Source organism: Sorangium sp. So ce375, from assembly GCF_051473855.1.
Lineage (GTDB): Bacteria > Myxococcota_A > Polyangia > Polyangiales > Polyangiaceae > Sorangium.
In genome coordinates, this window is record NZ_CP150335.1 from 11,446,216 (window position 1) to 11,463,684 (window position 17,469).

General features: G+C 66.5%; 7 protein-coding genes. 3 read left to right on the forward strand and 4 right to left on the reverse strand.

What is annotated here, in order from left to right; genetic code table 11:
- Positions 1–9 precede the first annotated feature (9 nt).
- From WME90_RS42845 to WME90_RS42855, 3 genes are read left to right on the forward strand one after another with little or no spacing between them, the layout of a single operon-like run.
- Positions 10–1,440: a hypothetical protein gene (locus tag WME90_RS42845; RefSeq protein ID WP_437277872.1), complete on the forward strand. Its 1,431-nt coding sequence runs from the start codon at positions 10–12 to the stop codon at positions 1,438–1,440.
- Complete coding sequence (locus WME90_RS42850) at positions 1,437–3,710, forward strand: hypothetical protein (RefSeq protein ID WP_437277873.1); 2,274 nt, start codon at positions 1,437–1,439, stop codon at positions 3,708–3,710. The genes WME90_RS42845 and WME90_RS42850 overlap by 4 nt, the downstream gene beginning before the upstream one ends.
- Complete coding sequence (locus WME90_RS42855) at positions 3,707–10,132, forward strand: AAA domain-containing protein (RefSeq protein ID WP_437277874.1); 6,426 nt, start codon at positions 3,707–3,709, stop codon at positions 10,130–10,132. Before WME90_RS42850 ends, WME90_RS42855 begins: the two co-directional genes overlap by 4 nt.
- A 17-nt stretch (positions 10,133–10,149) precedes the next feature.
- On the opposite strand, the gene WME90_RS42860 is transcribed toward WME90_RS42855, so the two are convergent.
- Genes WME90_RS42860 through WME90_RS42875 form a run of 4 tightly spaced genes read right to left on the reverse strand, consistent with a single transcriptional unit; the run spans position 10,150 to position 17,468 of the window.
- On the reverse strand, positions 10,150–10,860 hold the full coding sequence (locus WME90_RS42860) for a hypothetical protein (protein ID WP_437277875.1): 711 nt from the start codon (positions 10,858–10,860) through the stop codon (positions 10,150–10,152).
- Positions 10,853–14,185 (reverse strand): hypothetical protein, encoded by a 3,333-nt coding sequence (locus tag WME90_RS42865; protein ID WP_437277876.1) that lies wholly within the window; start codon positions 14,183–14,185, stop codon positions 10,853–10,855. The genes WME90_RS42860 and WME90_RS42865 overlap by 8 nt, the downstream gene beginning before the upstream one ends.
- On the reverse strand, positions 14,182–15,060 hold the full coding sequence (locus WME90_RS42870) for a hypothetical protein (protein ID WP_437277877.1): 879 nt from the start codon (positions 15,058–15,060) through the stop codon (positions 14,182–14,184). Before WME90_RS42870 ends, WME90_RS42865 begins: the two co-directional genes overlap by 4 nt.
- Positions 15,057–17,468: a helicase-related protein gene (locus tag WME90_RS42875; RefSeq protein WP_437277878.1), complete on the reverse strand. Its 2,412-nt coding sequence runs from the start codon at positions 17,466–17,468 to the stop codon at positions 15,057–15,059. Before WME90_RS42875 ends, WME90_RS42870 begins: the two co-directional genes overlap by 4 nt.
- Between the last annotated feature and the right edge of the window lies 1 nt (position 17,469).

Genomic DNA, 17,469 nt, shown 5'->3' on the forward strand with positions numbered 1-17,469 from the left:
CGAGGTCCCATGGAGCTCCCGAACCGCAAGACGATCGAGATCCGGCGCAAGCTCGGGGCGCTCGGAAACGAGTTCGAGCACTGGAAGAAGATCAGCGAGGCGAATGGCCCGTTCGAGAAACACCACACGCAGATTCGCCGCCTCGCCGAGATCCTGGGACGGCTCCAGGTGGAGATTGAGAAACGCATCGACGCCGGTCCGGAGTCCCTCCCCGCGGCTTCGTCTCCCATGCACGTGCTCGCCGCATGTCGCACGTTGGAGCGCATGATCCTCGAAGTCCATCGGATCTGGGAGTTCTTCCGGAGCAAGCTCGTTCTTCGCGACGTCGCGTTGTTCCGCGACTACCTGCTGGTCGCCGACGAGCTCGCGTGGGCCTGCTACGAACCGGCGTTGAAGCGCGCGCAGGGGAGCCCGAGCAGGGAGCCGCCGCTCGTCTTCTTCAACGGTGGTTCGAGCCCATTCGTGATATCCCGATACTCCTCGTTTTCAGCAGAGGCCGTGCCGGGAGAGGTCTTCAGCACGATCGCGTTCAAAAAGATCCTGGCGGCGCTGCCGATCCCGGTGATCGGCATTCCGTGGTTCCAGGCCGAATTCCTGCCTGAGTTGCTCGTCGTCGCCCACGAGGTCGGCCACACGGTCGAAGACGATTTCGGCCTCACCGTGACGCTCGGGAGGTTGCTCGATAAGGCGATGGAGGCGCGTGGCGTGCCCGCTGTCCGCCGGCCTGCGTGGCGCGCGTGGCTCGGCGAGATCTTCGCCGATCTCTGGGGTTGCCTGGCTGCAGGACCGGCATTCGCGGGAGCGCTGGGCGATTTCCTGGCTCGGGATCCGCGCTCGGTCACGAACGAGCAGCGCATCGCCCCGAATTGGGGGAGTTACCCGATCGACGCGCTCCGATTCTTCTTCAGCGCGACGGTGCTCGAAAAGACGGGGTTCACTGCGGAGGCTGCGGCTCTCCGCACGAGCTGGACGAAGGTTTATACCGGACATGCCATGCCCGGATTCGAAGCGGATCTGCCCATCGTGGCGGACGCCCTGCTCGCAGGGCCCTATCCCGAGTTCGGCGACGGCCGGCTCGACGCTGTGCTCTCGTTCACGGTCGGCCATCACCGCGAGGCGGACACGGCGGCCGAACAGGCGCTCCAGCGGCAGCAGATCGGCGCGCGGGATGCCCGGGTGCTCGCGGCGGCAGCTCGCCTCGCGTTCGACCGAGAACCGGAGAGGTACGCCGCCGGCGACGCCCAGAAGCGGCTCGTCGGAGCGATGAGGGAGGCGCAGAGCGGAGGGGTGCGGGCCAGGACCGGGCGGCGCGACACGCAGGAAATGGAGCGCATCGACACGGTCGACCAGCAAACTGCGGAGTGGCTGTTCACGAAGCTCTCGGATGTTGGGGACAACGTGCCTCTCGGCGAGGCTACCAGCGATCGTACCGGATCATGAAACTATCGCTCAGCGCGTCGGCTATCAAAAACTGGTTCCAGTATCGATGCGAGCGAAAGCTCGTATACGAGACGATGGACCACCGGCTCCGCAAGACCATTCCAATTCTAGAGCAGACCTTGCCCGCTCCCTGGGCCGACTTTGGCCGGGAGTACGAGGGGGCGGTCGTCTCGGCGTACGAGAAGATGCGCGGCGTCGGCCTGCTCGTCCCGCCCAGCGGAGAGAGCGATCTGGGAGAGCGGATGAGCCTCGAGTTCCTCCGTGGGAGCACCGGCACGACCGCGGCCTACCAGCTCGTCCTCACCGGCACGAGCGCGCTCCGGAGGGATCTTGGTCTGGAAGCGATGGATATCGAATTTCGCCGCGGCATCGTGGATCTCTTGCTCGCACAGCAGTCCGACGGGCGCCGCGTGCTTCGCCTCGTCGACATCAAGTCGACGCATGCGGCGCTGCCTTTCCACAAGATGCAGCTGGCCTGGTACGGATGGATGCTTCGCGGTGTCCTCGAGCAGAACGCGGTCGACGCTTCCGTCGATGCGATCGGAGAGATCTGGCACCGGCCCGCGGGGGCAGCGGCAGAACCGTGGGAAGTCAGCGCTTTTCCGCTCCGAAGCTACGAGGCCGTGATCCAGGATTTCGCGCGTCGCGAGCTGCGCGAAGCCGCGGCACGCACCGTCCGTCACGAGTTGGATGACACGCGGTTCCACATCTATTTCAAATGCGAGCAATGCTCGTATCTCCCGCATTGCAGCATGGCGATCGCCGACACTCTACCTCCCCGGAAGCTTGACGTCAGCGCCGTGCCGGGGCTGTCGCAGCAGAGCAAGAGCACGTTGCGCCGCATGCAAATCACGACGGTCGGGGCGCTCGTCGACGGGCGTGGGCAGGTGCTCCAGCCCACGTTCGCCGACTGGCGACTGTCGACCAATGGACGCGAGATCGTCGAGCGGGCAGTGGCGATCGTTGCCGGCGCGCCTCATCGCATTCCCGGACGTGTGACGCTGCGCATGCCGCCGAAGACGCATGTTCAGATTCATCTGGTCGCCGATCGCGATCCGATGGCGGCGCGCCTCGCCACGATCGGCGCGAGCGTGATCGAAGAGGGGACGGAGAGCGCGCGCGTCATCCGGCTCGTCGCCCGTGCGGAGGATGAAGCCGGCGCGCTCCTCGAAGCGCTCGGCGTGGTGCGTGACACCCTGCGACGCGCCCACGAAGCCAACGTTCGTGGCGCGGCGAACGTGGCGCACGTCTTCGTCTTCGAGTCGGCCGAGTCGGTGGACCTCGCTGAGGCCCTGGGGCGTAACCTGCACGATCCACGTATCATCTCGGAGCTCCTCGAGCTCGTGCGCATCTTTCCGCCCGATTTCGTCGTGCCGGAACCGTCGTATCGCGGTTACCATCATCTGCCGGCGAGCGCGCTTCGCAGCGTCGTGGAAGAGCTCTTCGCTCTGCCCGCCCGGGTCTCGTACGACCTCGCCCGCGTGAGCGCCGCGCTCGCGACGTCGCGACCGGCTCCGAAGGATCCCTATGTCCCTGCGAGGGAGTTTGCGCGGCCGTTCTCGTCTCGCCTGTCTCTCGTGCGCTGCCGGGAGCTCGCTGAAGGCGGCGCGGATCAGAAAGCCATCGTCGACGACGTCGGCGCGCGGCTCTCGGCGATGGCCGGTCTCGCGGCTTGGCTCGAGGCGACCGACGCCGCCCTCCCGCCGCCCGACCGGTTCCTGCGCCTGAAGAAGGCTCCCTTCCAGCTCCACGCCACCGTCGATCCGTTGAATGCTCCCTCGCTGGAGATCCTGCGCGCTCAGGCGCTCCTCGAAAAGCACACCGGGCTCGTCGCCACGCTGCACGAGCTAGCGCAGCCCGTCGATCGCCGCCGTTCCCGGCTGAGCTGCATCGGGCCGATGCAGCTAGTCAAGCAGGGTACAAATAAAGGAGGTGGCGTCTGGTTCCTCTTCAAAAAGCCGGCCGAGGCGATCGACGCCGACATCGCCCCCGGCGATTTCATGCTGCTACTCTCGGATGGGCATCCCGATCGCGTCCTCGATCCGTCCATCTGGGATCAGCTTAGCGTGAAACTGCACCCACCCAAGGACGATCCTTCTCTGGTCTTCCTCACCATGGGGCGCAAGGTGTTCGAGTCGCCCGTGTTCCAGGGGTGCCTTGCTCGGCTGGGGAAGGACGGGTGGATCCTCGACCGCGGATATTTCGACGTGAACAGCGAGCGGCTCGCGACGTTTCTCCGCCACCTCGCTCGGGATCGGGAGGCTCTGTGAAGGCCGAGATCATTCGCCGTTTCGTCGCCGCCCCCGCGTCGCTCGGCTCCGCCGACGAGACTTCGCAGAAGGACTGGCTCGACGGTCTCCACGCGATCGTCGGGCCCGGCATGCGCGCCGCTGGCGTGAATGCGCTGCGCGATCGGCAGGAAGCGGCTTATCTCGGCCTCGCCGAGCCTCGCTGCGCGCTCCTGCTCGGCCCCCCGGGAACTGGCAAGACGACGGTGCTCGCGTGGATGATCCTCGGCTATCTCCTCGCGCGCCGGCGCGCCGGCCGGCCGTGCCGCGTGCTGGTGACGGCCTTCACGCGCAACGCGATCCACAACGTGCTCGAGGACATCGCCGCACACGCAAAGACCCTCACCGAAGAGGTCGACATCGCCGTCCTCGGCGGCGACGCTGTCGCCGGCCCCGGCGTGTCGAAAATCGACGACGGCGAGCTCGCGACGTGGCTCGCTCGAGACCAGGCCGTCGTCGGAATGACCACCTGGGGCGCTTTTCGCGCCCTTTCCAAAGGCCATCATGGGGGGGATCCCGCGCTCGACGCGGAGATCTTCGACCTCGTCTGCCTGGATGAGGCCTCTCAGATGAAGGTCGGACAGGCGCTGATGGCGCTCGCTCCTCTGAAGGATGACGGCCGGATCGTCGTCGCCGGCGACGACAAGCAACTCGCGCCCATCGGGGTCGAGGCGTGGAGCGAGGTGAACACGACGCTCACCGGCTCGTTCTATACCTTTCTGCGCGACGCGAACGTGCCGGTCTTCGCGCTGGTCGAGACCTTCCGTCTCAACGCGCCACTCGCCCACCCTCCCTCCGAGTTCTTCTACGATGAGTACGTCTCCGCCGAGCCGGTCGCCGACCGCAGGCTCGGGCTCGTGGATGGATGGGGCGCCGAACTCACTCCCTGGTTGAAGGTGGCACTCGACCCGGAGTTTCCCGTCTGCATCCTCTTGCACGACGGGCCCCCGGCGGCGACGACGAGCCCGTTCGAAGCGGCGGTCGTCGCCGAGCTCATCGAAGCGCTCGCTCCGCGCCTCGTCGATGGGAAGGGCCGGCAGTACGGCGACCAAGTCTGGTCGAAGGGCCTCGCCGTGGTCACCCCGCACCGCGCACAGAACGTGGCCATCCGGAGGCGATTGCGCGCGGGCCGGTACGGCGACGGCTGCACCGTCGAGACGGTGGATCGCATCCAGGGCCGCGAGCGTGACGCGATCGTGATGTCGTACGGCGTTTCCGATCCCGAGTTCGCGCAGGCCGAAGCGGCCTTCTTGTACGCGCCGGAGCGCTTCAACGTGGCCATCACGCGCCCGCGCTCCAAGCTCATCGTCGTCCTCTCGAGGCGGCTGCTCGAGGTACTTCCTCCGGACGAGGACGTCTTCGACGCCGTCCGCATCCTGCGAGAGTGGGTGTTTGGCAGCCAGCTCGCCGATAGCTTCGCGCATCATGCGCTCGGCTTCGGCGTGCGGGTGGACGTCCGGCTGCGCGCGTTCGACGACACCGTGCCGCTTCCGAAGATCGAGCAGCGCGCGGTGGCCGTCGAGCCTGCTGTGATCATGACCGAGGCGCTTCAAGAGATCGACGCCAAGATCCGCGATCTCGCCACGCGGAACGAGAAGTGGGGGACGACGACGAGCGATAAGGTCGATGGCGCGCTGCGGCCGAGGAAGGTGTCCTTCGCTGAATACCGCGACCTGTTCCGACTGGGGCGCCTCACGATGACCGGGCGACCCGGATCCACGGGCTTCTTTTGGAGCCTTCAGCCGATGGTCGACGGTCTCCTTCCGCTCGCCTGTACGGGCGAGAGCGTCCGCGCGAACATCGCAGCTGTGGTCGCCGAGTGCCGTCGAGGCGAGCTGTCGCCGTATTACCTGACCTCGAAGGGGCGGCGCGGGGTGCGCGATCGCTTCATCTGGTGCGACGCGCACGAAAACGACGTACTCCTGCCGATCCTCCGGGAGCTGGCCGACGAGCACGTCATCGAGCTCGTGGAATCGGAGAAGGGGATCACCGTCGATGTCGTGAGTTCCGGTGACGCGGTTGCTGCCGTACCCCCTCCGCCCGATTCGGCGCTTTCAGACCAGGACTTCGCTCTCTTGAACTGCCTCGAAGACATCGAAGCCGGCCGCATCGAGCTCGGTGTCTTTGAAGCGTGGGTGACCTTCGCCGAGTGGCGCGCGGCGGCCGAAACCAAATCGCAGCTCGCCACGCTCCAGAGCCTGCGCGCGATCACCGACGCGGCTGCGCGCCTCGCCGAGCACGGCTTCGTGCTCGTCCGTGAAGGCCGGGTGCGCTCGCGCATGGCGGAGCTCGCTCGCGAGCTGCGCTACGTGAAGCAGCGATTCCGCGCCGGGGACCAGGACCGCCGGCCATTCCTGGTGCGCTCGCTCAAGCTGCTAGCGATGAGGCGCGATAAACCCGTGCGCGACGTGCCCATCGAAAACGCCATCGTTGCGATCGCCGCGAAGTTTCCGAACGACACCATCGTGCTCCGCGTCCTCAAGGCGCTCCCCCGTGCACTTCGACCAGTCTTCGAACTGCGAACGGAAGAGCCGCTCCGCCTCTCGGGCTTCCAGCGCCGGAGCCTTGAACACCTCGTCTCCGCTTGGCTCGGCGCAAGCGGGGTGAGCCCCGCCGCCGTCATCACGGCCGACACCGGCGCCGGCAAGACCGAGGCGGCGTGCCTTCCGCTGCTCGTTGGCTCGGCGATCGATCGGCTGCGCGGCGTCCGTGGGACCCGCGCCGTGCTCGTCTACCCGCGCATCCGGCTCGCGGTGAACCAGGCCGCGCGCCTGGTTCGTTACGCGCAGGCCCTCGGCGACGAACTCGGCATTCTCATCACGGTCGGACTGCAAACGGGCGACGTCCGCGAACGATGGCCGAGTGCCGATCAGGTGCTCGCGAACGACGATCCATGGCAGCGCATCGGTCCCACGGAATGGGTCTTTCCTTTCTTCCCCTGCCCCGTGTGCGGCGGGCGGCTCATCCTTCAGCAGGGGACGGAGGGCGACGAGGCCGATACGCTCCGTTGCAACGGGTGTACGTGGACCTATGCCGGATGGGTCGGTACCAAGGTTGGTCTCCAGCGCGATCCTCCAGCGCTCTTCCTCCCGGTGACCGAGTCGCTCCATCAATGGCTCCACAATCCACGCTATGGAGTGATCTTCGGCGACTATGCGAATCGCTACGCTCCGCCGCGGGCGCTCCTCGCGGACGAAATTCATCTCTATGCCCACATTCATGGTGCACAGATCGGCTGGACACTGCGGCGCCTGCTCTGGCGCTGCCGTGTCAACGGCCAGGAGCACCCTCTCGCCATCGGGATGAGCGCGACGCTCGGTGATCCCGTCCGTGCTTGGGCCGAGCTCTCCGGACACGCACCGGACCAGGTCGCGCACATCCGCCCGACGGCCAGCGAGCGCCTGGATAACCCGCGAGGGCGCGAGTACTTCTACTTCGTCCAGCCCGAGGTCGAGTCGCGGGGCAAGGATGTCGCCGGCACGTCGGCCACGATCCAGTCCCTCTTGCTGCTCAGCCACGGCATGCGCCGGCGCTCGGGGAACGAGGGAGGCTTCCGGGGCATCGTCTTCCTCGATTCCATCGACAAGCTGAAGCGGCTGCACGGCGACTACATCGATGCCGAGAAACAGAAGGAGCTCGCTGCATTCCGGACGCGATTGTATGGACCCGATCCGCAGGATCCAAGCCGCCTGCGTACGGCTTGTTGCGAAGAGCCGGAGACTTGCGAGCGGTTCCGTGAAGGTGAATGCTGGTACTTTGCGGCGACCGACGCGCGTCAGGTGCGCGCAGATGGGTGTCCGCAGCGGCCCGGCGACGCCTACCAGGTGTGTCGGTTGCCGGTATTCTCGGGCACCGGCGGCAACGTCGATCGGATGATCGGGAAATCCGATATCGTGTTTGCCACGTCGACGCTCGAAGTCGGATACGACGATCCGGCCATCTCCCTCGTCTACCAACACTACGCGCCGACCAACCTGGCGAGCTTCGTGCAGCGCAAGGGGCGGGGCGGGCGGCGCACCGCGGATCGGCCACTCACCGGCGTGACGTTGTCGATCCACTCGCCGCGAGACGCATGGTACTTCCGGTCTCCGCGGCAAATGCTCGACGCAGACGACTTCCGCGTACCCATCAACATGGGCAACTTCTTCGTCCAGCGCGGTCAGGCGCTGACTCTGGTGCTGGACATGCTAGCGCGGTTTTCGGCGCGGACCGGCTGGCAAGCGAGCCAGCCTGTGCCTCAGGACGCGCTTTGCGAGGCCGACCAAGCCGTGTGCGCCGTCTTCGGCCCCGGGATCTATCGGGAGCTCGACTTCTCATCACTCCAAGAGCTCTGGAACGCCGCATGGCGAGAGGCAGAGAGCAGCGACGGGCAGAGAGAGCCTATCTCGAGGTGGCGAGAACAGTTGCCGTGGACTCCGAAGCGCCTCTTCGACGCGAGCAACACTCCTCAGCTCAGCATCGCCAAACAAACGAAGCCCGAGGACGTCACGTTGGGGCTCGCGGAGTGCGCCCCGGGGCGGGTGACCATGCGCTGGGGCTTGCAGGAGGCCCACTGGCGGCCTCCCGCCGGCGTGGAAGCGTCCTGGCTGGAGCGCGGGAAAGACGAGTGGAAAGAGTTCAGCCTCGCGCCCGGCTCCGACGCTGCCAGCCGCTTGAAACTCGTCCCCGAGGACGTGCGGATCGCCTTGAAGGATTCGCTTCATCCCATGGTGATCCGTCCTACGAAGATGGCGCCGGTCGTCGCCGGGAAACTGTCGAATACGAATTGGGAGCCTTGGTGGGCCTGGGACGCCGCCCAGGAGCGCGCCGTGGAGAACTCCGCCGGTGTGCAGGGGGCCGTTTCCATCCACCACAAGACACAGGCTCGGCTCCAGGGCTTCGTCGTTGCCGTCGAGGAGCGTGCGCCCGAAGCGCTGCCCATTCCCGCGCTCGAAGGGTTTGCCGGCGGAACGCTGTTCGTCCATCGTGCGCGCGGGGGGTCGAAGCTTACCGGGCTCCGAGTCACCCAGGCCTACTGGTGCAGCGACATCGAGATCGTGCTCGATACGCCCCGCCGCGACCGCATCTATGCCCGCCAGGTCTTCGTAGATCCCGACGACGGAAAGACACCCCGCGTGGTGGGTTACGGGATGTGCCCCGAAGGCATTCGCATCTCGGTCGAACGGGGCGTGCTCGATGCGTTCCTCGACGCCGAGATCGCTGCACTCGCCAGAGACGAAGCCCGCAGTCGCTGGCACCATGGTCAGCTCCTGCGGTATCTCGTCATCACCCGGGCCGGCAGCGCGGGCCTGACTCGGTTCGAGGCGCGCCAACTTGCCGATCTCTGCACCACCGCCGCCGCCGTTCAAGCCTGTCGGGACGACCTGCGCATCGGCCTCTCGCGCCGCAACACGATCCGGCTCCAGCAGGCGCTCTGCACCGGCTGGAAGGAACACCTACGGGCGCACCCCCAACTCACCGAACGACGCGTCAAGGCGCTCCTCGACGGGCTCGCCACCTCGGGCCTCGATCGCGCCTTACAGGAAGTATGGAACGAGACGACGAAGCGTGAACGGCTGAGAGATTATCTCCGATCGGTGGTGCTCCTCGGGCTGCTCACACGTCTCCGCCAACTGTTCGTGATCCATGGCCTCGGCGACGAGCGTAACGTGATTGGGCACGCGCGTGTCCCGATTCAGTATGGCCGTGACGCCGATGACGTCTTGACCGTGTGCGAGCGCGGCGGCGGCGGCGACGGAACGACACGGGCTTTCCTCGAGCGCGCGCCCGTCGTCCTCGCTGCCTGGAGGCAAGAGGGCTTCGTTGCCTGCCCCAACGCCGCGTCGGATCGGGTCCTCGAGAGCGTCCACGCGCGCTTCGCGGACCACCCGCGCTGGCGCTCGCACGACCCGCGCGACCCTGCCTGGGTCGCGCAGCTGGCGGGCGAACTCGGTCTCGATCCGGCGCACGAGGGCGCGACGCTCCACGTCGTGCTCCGCCTGATCTACGGCGCGGAGACCATCGGCCCCGTGCGGTTCGACCTGCTCGACCTCTTCGGCGAGGTGCTCGCCGTGCGCCGGCGGACCGCGGGTGAGTTCAACCGCGAACCGACCGACTGGGAGCTGGTGAGCACAATCGTCCGGCTGGCCCGCGATCGTGCGCCTCTCGTCCCACGACTCGGGGCGCTCCTGGAAGTATACGGCAATCTCGACGATGCCCTCGACGAAGGGACGCTCTCGCCCGACGGGCGGCTCGCCGAGCTGGCCTACCGTCTGAGCGCGAAGCTCTGCGTCGATGGGTGCCCCGGGTGCCTCCAGACCGGCAACGGTTCGATGAACGACGCGCTAGCAGAGGTATGCACGAGCCGGACGATCCTCGAGCGTTTCGGCGCCTTCGTCGCAGGGCGGACGCGTGTCTCCTCCTGAAGCCTCGGTGCGTTCGGCTACTGCGGATTGCGCAGGTTGATTCGAAACGACCGGAGGGCGTCCGCCTTTCGCAGCCAATCCAGCGCTTGGTTCGAGAGATCGGCGAGGGTCGCGTTGCCCCGCATGACGGCGAGCAGGAGTTGCTTCACGTCCTCGGTCAGGCCAGCCTGCTCCAGCTTTTCGCGCTGCTCGCCGACTTCGCTCACGAGGATCTCGAGCTCCGCTCGCATACTCGGGTCCGGGAAGCGCGAGCGCAGCGCGAGCCCCTTCGACGCCGTCGTGGCCATCTGCTTGCCCAGCGAACGGGTCACCTGGAAGCCGATGAGCATCTTCGCGAGCGCCTCGTGATCGACGAAGATCGCATCGCAACGGCGGCGCCAGGCAAGCACGAGTTGCTGCTCTAGCGCCTTGCCGGCGTCGCCCACGTCCTTCCATCGGTGCTGGCGGAACGCGCGGAGCGCATCGGGCGTTTGTGCGTGGCGGAGCGCGGACGCGGTGTCGGTTAGGCGCTTGACTTCGCGGCGCACGTCGGCGCGGGGAGCCTCGCGCAGGAGAAGGGCCGCCTCCGCGATGCGGTCGAGCCGATCGAGATCGGCCTTCCCTTTGCGGAGCCCTTCCTCCAGCTCTCCGAGCTCTCGACCGAGGCGCTGCCGCTCGGCCGCTTTGGCGAGCTCTCCCCTGTCGAGCCACCCGATCAGCTCGTCGACGAGCGCATTGGTGTCACGCATCGCCGCCTCCCTTGCCCAGCGCCGAGACGACCTTCTTCGCCGCTTGCTCGATGCGTGCGGCGGCCGCCTCGATCTCGTCGGTTCCCTCAACGCCGCTCTCCGCCATCCAGCACGAAGCTTTGTCGTGTGCGTGTTGGATGGCGCGCGCCCCCAAGTCGACAGCCTTGTGCATGGTCGCGAGATTGAGGCGCGGGGCTCTCACCACCCGCATGAGCTTGGTCGGGATGTCGGCCTCGGGCGGCGCTCCCGTGAGCTCGGCGATTGCATCGTCCGCGGCCCGCACCCCCTCGCTGCCGGCGCCGAGCTCGCACTGCGACATTTCCTTGAGTGATTGCGAGAACTCGGTCGCGAGGTTCGTTGGGAGGAAGTTCGGGTCGATCTGCTTGAGACCCTCGACGGTCTGTCGCGTGCGGGCGAGGAATCCTTCCACGTCGTTGCCCCCGGTATGACCATCGATCGCCTTCACGAGAGCGAGCGTGGCATGGTCCTCGGCTTCGATCGCGCTCTCGAACTCGGCGCGGAGCTTGCCGACGATGTAGTGGACGGGTGCAAGAAATTCACGCAGCTTCTTCGCGGGAAAGGTCTTCTGCGTCGGCTGCCATCGCGTCGGGGCCTCGACCAGTTCGCGCACGGCACGCTCAATCGCTGCCGGATCGAGGAGCGCCGAATCCAAGCTTGTGTCCGTTTGAGGCTCCTGGCCGACGCGCTCGGTCTCGGCAACGATCTCCCGGAGAGCGTCGATCAACCCCTGGTACGACTCCCCCAGGCTCGTCCACGATTTCGTGAGACCGGCGCGAGAGCGCCTCGTCCTCAAGGCTAATTGCCACTGTGCTGCGGGTAGAGGCCTCTCGCCCTGCGCGGGCGGCTCGGCCCAGAGCCAGGCGAGCACCACGAGCGCTTTGGCGGCGAGTTCCCCCGGATCGCCGCCGAGATACTCTTTCACCTTAGCCTCGATACCACGGACGTGCTCGACGGCCCTCCGCGCGAGCTCGGCCTGAAACCGGGCCACATGTCCGAAGTGCTCCACAAGCTTGACCTCATCGGCCACTGTCCCGTGCCTCAGCCAGGCGAGAGAAGTGAGACCGTGATGGACCACCGGTCCTCGCTGGATCACCAACTGGAGGGTATCCGGGTTCTGACGCGTCCCCTGCAGGACGACGTTGTCTTCAGTCATCGTCCGGTGCCAGAGCCATCTCGGACTGCCGAGTTCCTCCGGGGCGAGTTTGTTGAAAGCGGAAAAGAGCAACGATTCCCACGCTGTTGGGCTCACGAGATCGTCACCGCCCGCCCATCCATCCAGGTGTTCGATTCTTTCCCTCCACTCCCTCGGAAGCACCGACTCGTGCTTCGGGGGAGGGGGCGCCGAGGGCACGGCTTCCTGGGGTTTAGTATTCTGGCGAGCCGCTGATTTCTCGGCCGGCGCCGGAGCCGCGACGGGAATCACCTCGACAGTCGCAGCCATGGCCACTGCCGGTGTCTCGCCTGCATCCGTGTCGAGCGCATCCTCGGGTGCCGGCTGGATGATTCCCTCACCCGGCCACTCCAGGGCGAACGCCGCCATCACCCCCTGGGGGATCCCCGAGTAGATGCGACCGCCAGACTCCGTACGAACGCTTCCGTCGTCCTTGTCTCCCCACCAGACGATCGCCCGCGTGAGGCGCTTGCGTTCCTCGGGCGCGGAGACTTTCTCGAGTGGCTCATTGAGCCTTGCCCCAGGCCGGATCTTGTCGATGCTGCGGTGCTCGAACTCCTCCGTCGGAAAATGCCCTCGGACCAAGTCTTCGCGTTGCTTTAGTCCAACTGAGATGACATTGATCAACAGTCCGCGGGGCGTTTGTTGAGTGCGCTTGCGCTCGGGATCCGTGAGACGACCCCAGAACCGTTCGATACTATCGCGCGTGAAAGGGTAAAGCCCAACCGGACCATGAGCTACCTTTGGAATCGTGACAGAACCGAACGCCGCGTGGCAAGGCTTGCGGCGAGGGCACGTCTCACAAGCATTCGGCCTGGGGCTGTCGGGATCGCGCTCGACCCAGGCCTTCATTCGCACATGCGTTGTGCGAACGGCGTTGAGATAGGTTGCGACGAAGCGCGCGCGGATCTCGGGATCGAGCAGGAAGCGCGCCTTCCGTTTGAGCACCTCGTCCTCATCGGAAGTCGTGAGCCGGATGTGAAACGCGAGCCGATCGCGCAGATTTCCGTGACCTTCGATGGCTTTCTGGTGGTACTCCGGCGTCACGCCGAGGACCGCGACGAGATCGCAAAGATCGCTCTCCTCGGGGGTCGCGGGTGATGGCAAAAGGGCTTCGATGAGTTGCTGATCGACACCTTGCAGATTGGTGATGTCCTCGAGCAGAAGCACTAGACGGCGGTTCGCGGCCCGCAGCCGCCTGCGCACCTCGAGGAAGCGCTTTTGCAGTTCGTCGCGCTGGATGCCCAGAAGCCCCTGGACCGCGTGCTCGCACCGAGCATCCAGGGCTTCGAGGAGCTTCGTCGTGTTCGGCGCGCCGTTTCCGAGCGCGGCGATCTGCGTGTCGACGTCGTCGTCGCGATGCTCTTTCACCACTCCCCGGACGACCGAGTTCACCTCGCGCTGGAGCTGGACGAAGAGCGCTTGGGGAGCGAGTGACCCGATCTTGCCTCCGCTGGCGAGGATGAGCTCGACCATCTGGACGACGTGCGCCGGCGCGAAGCGTGCCATTCGCTGATCGCGCTTGCCTTCCGCGCCGCCTAGGATGTTGACGATCTCTCGCGGAGCTGGCCACTCGCTGCGGAGCGCATTGTGGTTCAGGATGCGCCAGGCGGACGTATGATCGAGCCAGTCGGCATGTTTTGGGAGACGCAGGCCCTGCGCATAGCTCGTCTTCTGGCAAAACGTGACGAGCTGCCCGAGAAATGCCTGCGCACGTCCTTCCAGCGAGTGCTCGGCGACCTGTCCGAGGCCGCGCAGCGGTTCCGCGAAGGGCTCGCCGAGCTCCGTCCGAAGCCGTTCCAGTGCGCCAAGCAAGCTCCCATCGCTCCGCGGAACGACGACCACATGATCGTTGCCGTCGCCAGGCCAGCGATAGCGCAGCCACTGAATCAGATGCGACTTGCCCGAACCCGGTTCGCCTTCCACGACGACGAGCACGTGGGCACGACGCTGAAGAAGCGCCTGGAAGAGGGCTTCCTCGGTCGGCTCGGGCAGCTGCCCCGCCACACATTCGAAGCCGACAATGGGCAGGTGAACGCCCAGAAAGACGGCTTTGCCTCCCTCGAGCGCGGTGGTGCGCACGAAGGTGTTGATCTCGCCGTCGCTCCAACACGCATACTTGACGAAGCTCATCGCGCAGCCTCTCCGAGTCGCACGGTGGCGAACGCACGTACTCCGTCGGCGAGACGCCTGGCGCCGGGCCGGTCACCGCCCTCGTAACGCAGTTCCAGGTGCCTATTGCGCTCGAGATCGAGCAGCGTATACGACAGCACCCGCGAGACCTCACGCGCCGGGCGATCTTTCACCCTGAACCAGGCAGCGTCGTAGCGTTCGCCGTGATCCAAATAAGGCATTCGGCGACCGATCGATTCGAGGAAGACGTCGGCTCGCATCTCGCGACCATGGGCCAGCTCGTCGAGCGTACGCACTACGCGTGCGAGCCTCGCCGCAGGATGCGGAAGAAAGGGTGCAAGCTTGTCGGGCCCGGGGAGACCGAGCCCCATGGCGATCGCCCAAGCCCGAAAACCTGCCCAGCGAGAGGGGTTGAAGAGGGCCCCCTTCTGAGATTGATTTTCCTGCTTCACCCGATCGGCGAGCTTGTTCGCGATACTCGCTACGCTGCCCATGAGCCACCCGGTGCCTCGCAACTCGATCTCGACCACCATCGATGCATAGGTGTCGATTACGTCGTGTTGGCGTCGTTCGATGAAATTCTTGTGCAGGAGGTCACCGAACTCGTCCCAGTCCTTTGGCGCTTCTTTGACGAGCTTATAACGACCCTTGACAATGAGATCGAGATGTTCGGCAACGTGCCGTACGTCTCTGACACGCGTCGCCGGATTCTCGATCCGATCCGGAGAGGTGGTGGACGCCGTGGCGGGCAACATCCACGCGCAGACTTCTTCCTCCGTCGGCTCTGCCTTGCATTGGTCGAGAAAGCGCATGAGCGCTAGCACGGCGTCGGGCCGCACGTGGGGGTCTCCGAGAACCGTTCCGGGCGCGGTCATCGAAGCGTCTCCTTCGGCAAATCGATGGCGGGCTGATTGGTGACGATGTCTTCGAGGCGCTGGTGATCGATCTCCGTTCCGGCGGGCGCGACCCAGAGGGAGAGGAGTCCCTCGCGCGACCAGCCTTGTGCGAGCGCAAAGGGGCGGAGTCGTTCGCCCGGGGAGGTGGGCAGCACGACGGCCGTGGAAACACCGAAAGGCCGCGCAGGAGCGGTGTTGCGCAGCACCTCCGACCACGCGAGCACCCACCCGGCCCGCCTGGTCGAGCCTGCCCAGGCCTCCGCAATCGCATCGGCCAAGTCGTCTGGCGCGACAATCTGCTCGACACCGCGCGCCTCCAGGCTAGGCAGCCAAGCGTGCGGCATCTTCAGGCGGAGCTCGTCGACGAGCAGAACGCGCGCCGAGCTTTTCGCGCCGGCCGGCGTCGGCCATTGCACCGAAGCTCCCCCGTGCCCATCCGCTTTGGCCGGCAGTTCGCCCGCGTCTCGGCAAACGGTGCAGTGCCCGCACGGCGGCGCGGTCGCCCGCCCCGCCTCGACGACCTCGAAGAGGGCCGCGAGCTGGCAGCGCGTCCCATCCCGCCATAGCTCGACGAAATCATGGACTGCCGAGTTCGCCGCCCCCTCCTCCGCCGTGCGTACCTCTTGCAAGCGCTGGAGCATACCTTCGGCCAACTCGGGCTCCCAGAGGTTTGCATACGTTGGGTCGATAACGACTTGCCACGAGTCCACGTCGCATTCGCTCGCTTCGATCTCGAGCGCGCCGTAGCGCTGCAGCTGAACGAGCATCGACTCATTCCAGCGACGGTTTTGCTTCCCGGAGTGCTCGTGGGGGAGCTGGTCTCCGTGCGCCCTCGGATTCACGCGCCTGCGCTGCCTGCCGGTCCAGGGATCTTCGCCGGCATACTCGGCCGAGCGAAGAATGGCATTCCAGCGCTCAGCGGCATCGTCCAGACGGAGCGTGGCGCCGACCGCCAGCCCCACCGCGAGCCTGGCGTCCCCCGGCGCCGTGAGCAGCAAGGCGAACGCCTGGTGACCGTCGCGCCCGGCTCGGCCGATCTCCTGATAGTAGCGGCTCGCGCTCTCCGGAAGGCAGGCATGGACGACGGCACGGACGTCCTGCTGATCGATTCCCATGCCGAATGCGCTCGTGGCCACGACCAGATCGAGGGTGCCAACCCGCCACGCCTCGACGATCTGCTTGCGCTCGTCTCCCCCCGTTTCGCCCGTGAAGACCCCGATGCGCGCGTAGCCGCGTTCTTTCAGCTTCGCGGCGATGGCCTGCGCGTGCTTGACCTGCGTCGTGTAGACGAGCGCCGGACGGGGCAACACGTCGACGAGGTCGACGACGGCGCGATCGCGATCCTCGGAGGTCTCGAAGCGATGTTGCACCAGATCGAACTCGCGGCGGGCCATGCTTTCCGCGATCTCCAACCAGCGGCCGTCGCCGCGGCTGAACTGGCTCCGGAGGAGCGCGTGGGTTTCATCGTCGATGGTCGCCGAGAGCAGCACCGTCTTGAGCGCCGGATGATCGTCCCGGAGCGCGCGGATCAGGGCGGGAATCCGCTGCATCTCCGGCCGAAAGCTCTTGCCCCAGGTTGCGGCGACATGCGCCTCGTCCACGAAGATGGCGTCGAGACGCGCGCGCACGGCCGACGGCCTCTCGGGGTGGCCGACGGGCCGCGCGGCGATGCGCAGCGTGTTTCCGAGTCGTCCCAGGGCCATTTCCGGCGACACGAAGAGGAGCGGTACCTTCCCCTCCAAAAAATCGCATTCGATGCGCTCGCGCAAGGCGCGGTCGGTATCCCCGGTGATCGCCGCAGCGCCTTCGAGACCAGGGAATCGCCGGCAAGCGTTTTCGTGGGCGAGCGCCAGAGACACGGTCGGAACGAGGACGACCGCGACGGGATGGACGCCCTCTTCGGCTTGCTCGCGCCACCATCGAATGCCGAGCTCGAAGAGGAGGCTCTTGCCGGTGCCGGTCGCCATGGTCGCGAGCAGCACGCTTCCGCCGGGCATCGTGAGGACCGCGCGCGCGGCTGCCTTCTGCGTCGGGTTTCGATAATGGGTATACGGCGACAGCCGGCGCAGCAACGCGTCCGCCGCCATCAAGCGATCCGGCCGCCGGAGCCCGCGACCGACGACCAGCACGTGAGCGAGCTCCTCCCGCAGCTCGACCGGCAGCGCCGGTGGTAGATCGGCCTGGCGCACCCGCGCGCGCTGGCCCTGCAGCGTCACGAGCAGCCCGAAGCGGCGATGGTCGACGCCTGTGAGCGAGGAGGCTTCCACAACGACGTCACCGTCCGCGAGGCGCGCCAGTTCCCGAACGAGTGCGCCGCGGTCCGCGGGGGCACTCGCGGAGCGCAGTCGTTCGCGCAGCCGCTGCGAGAGCTCGTCCGGCCAAGTCATC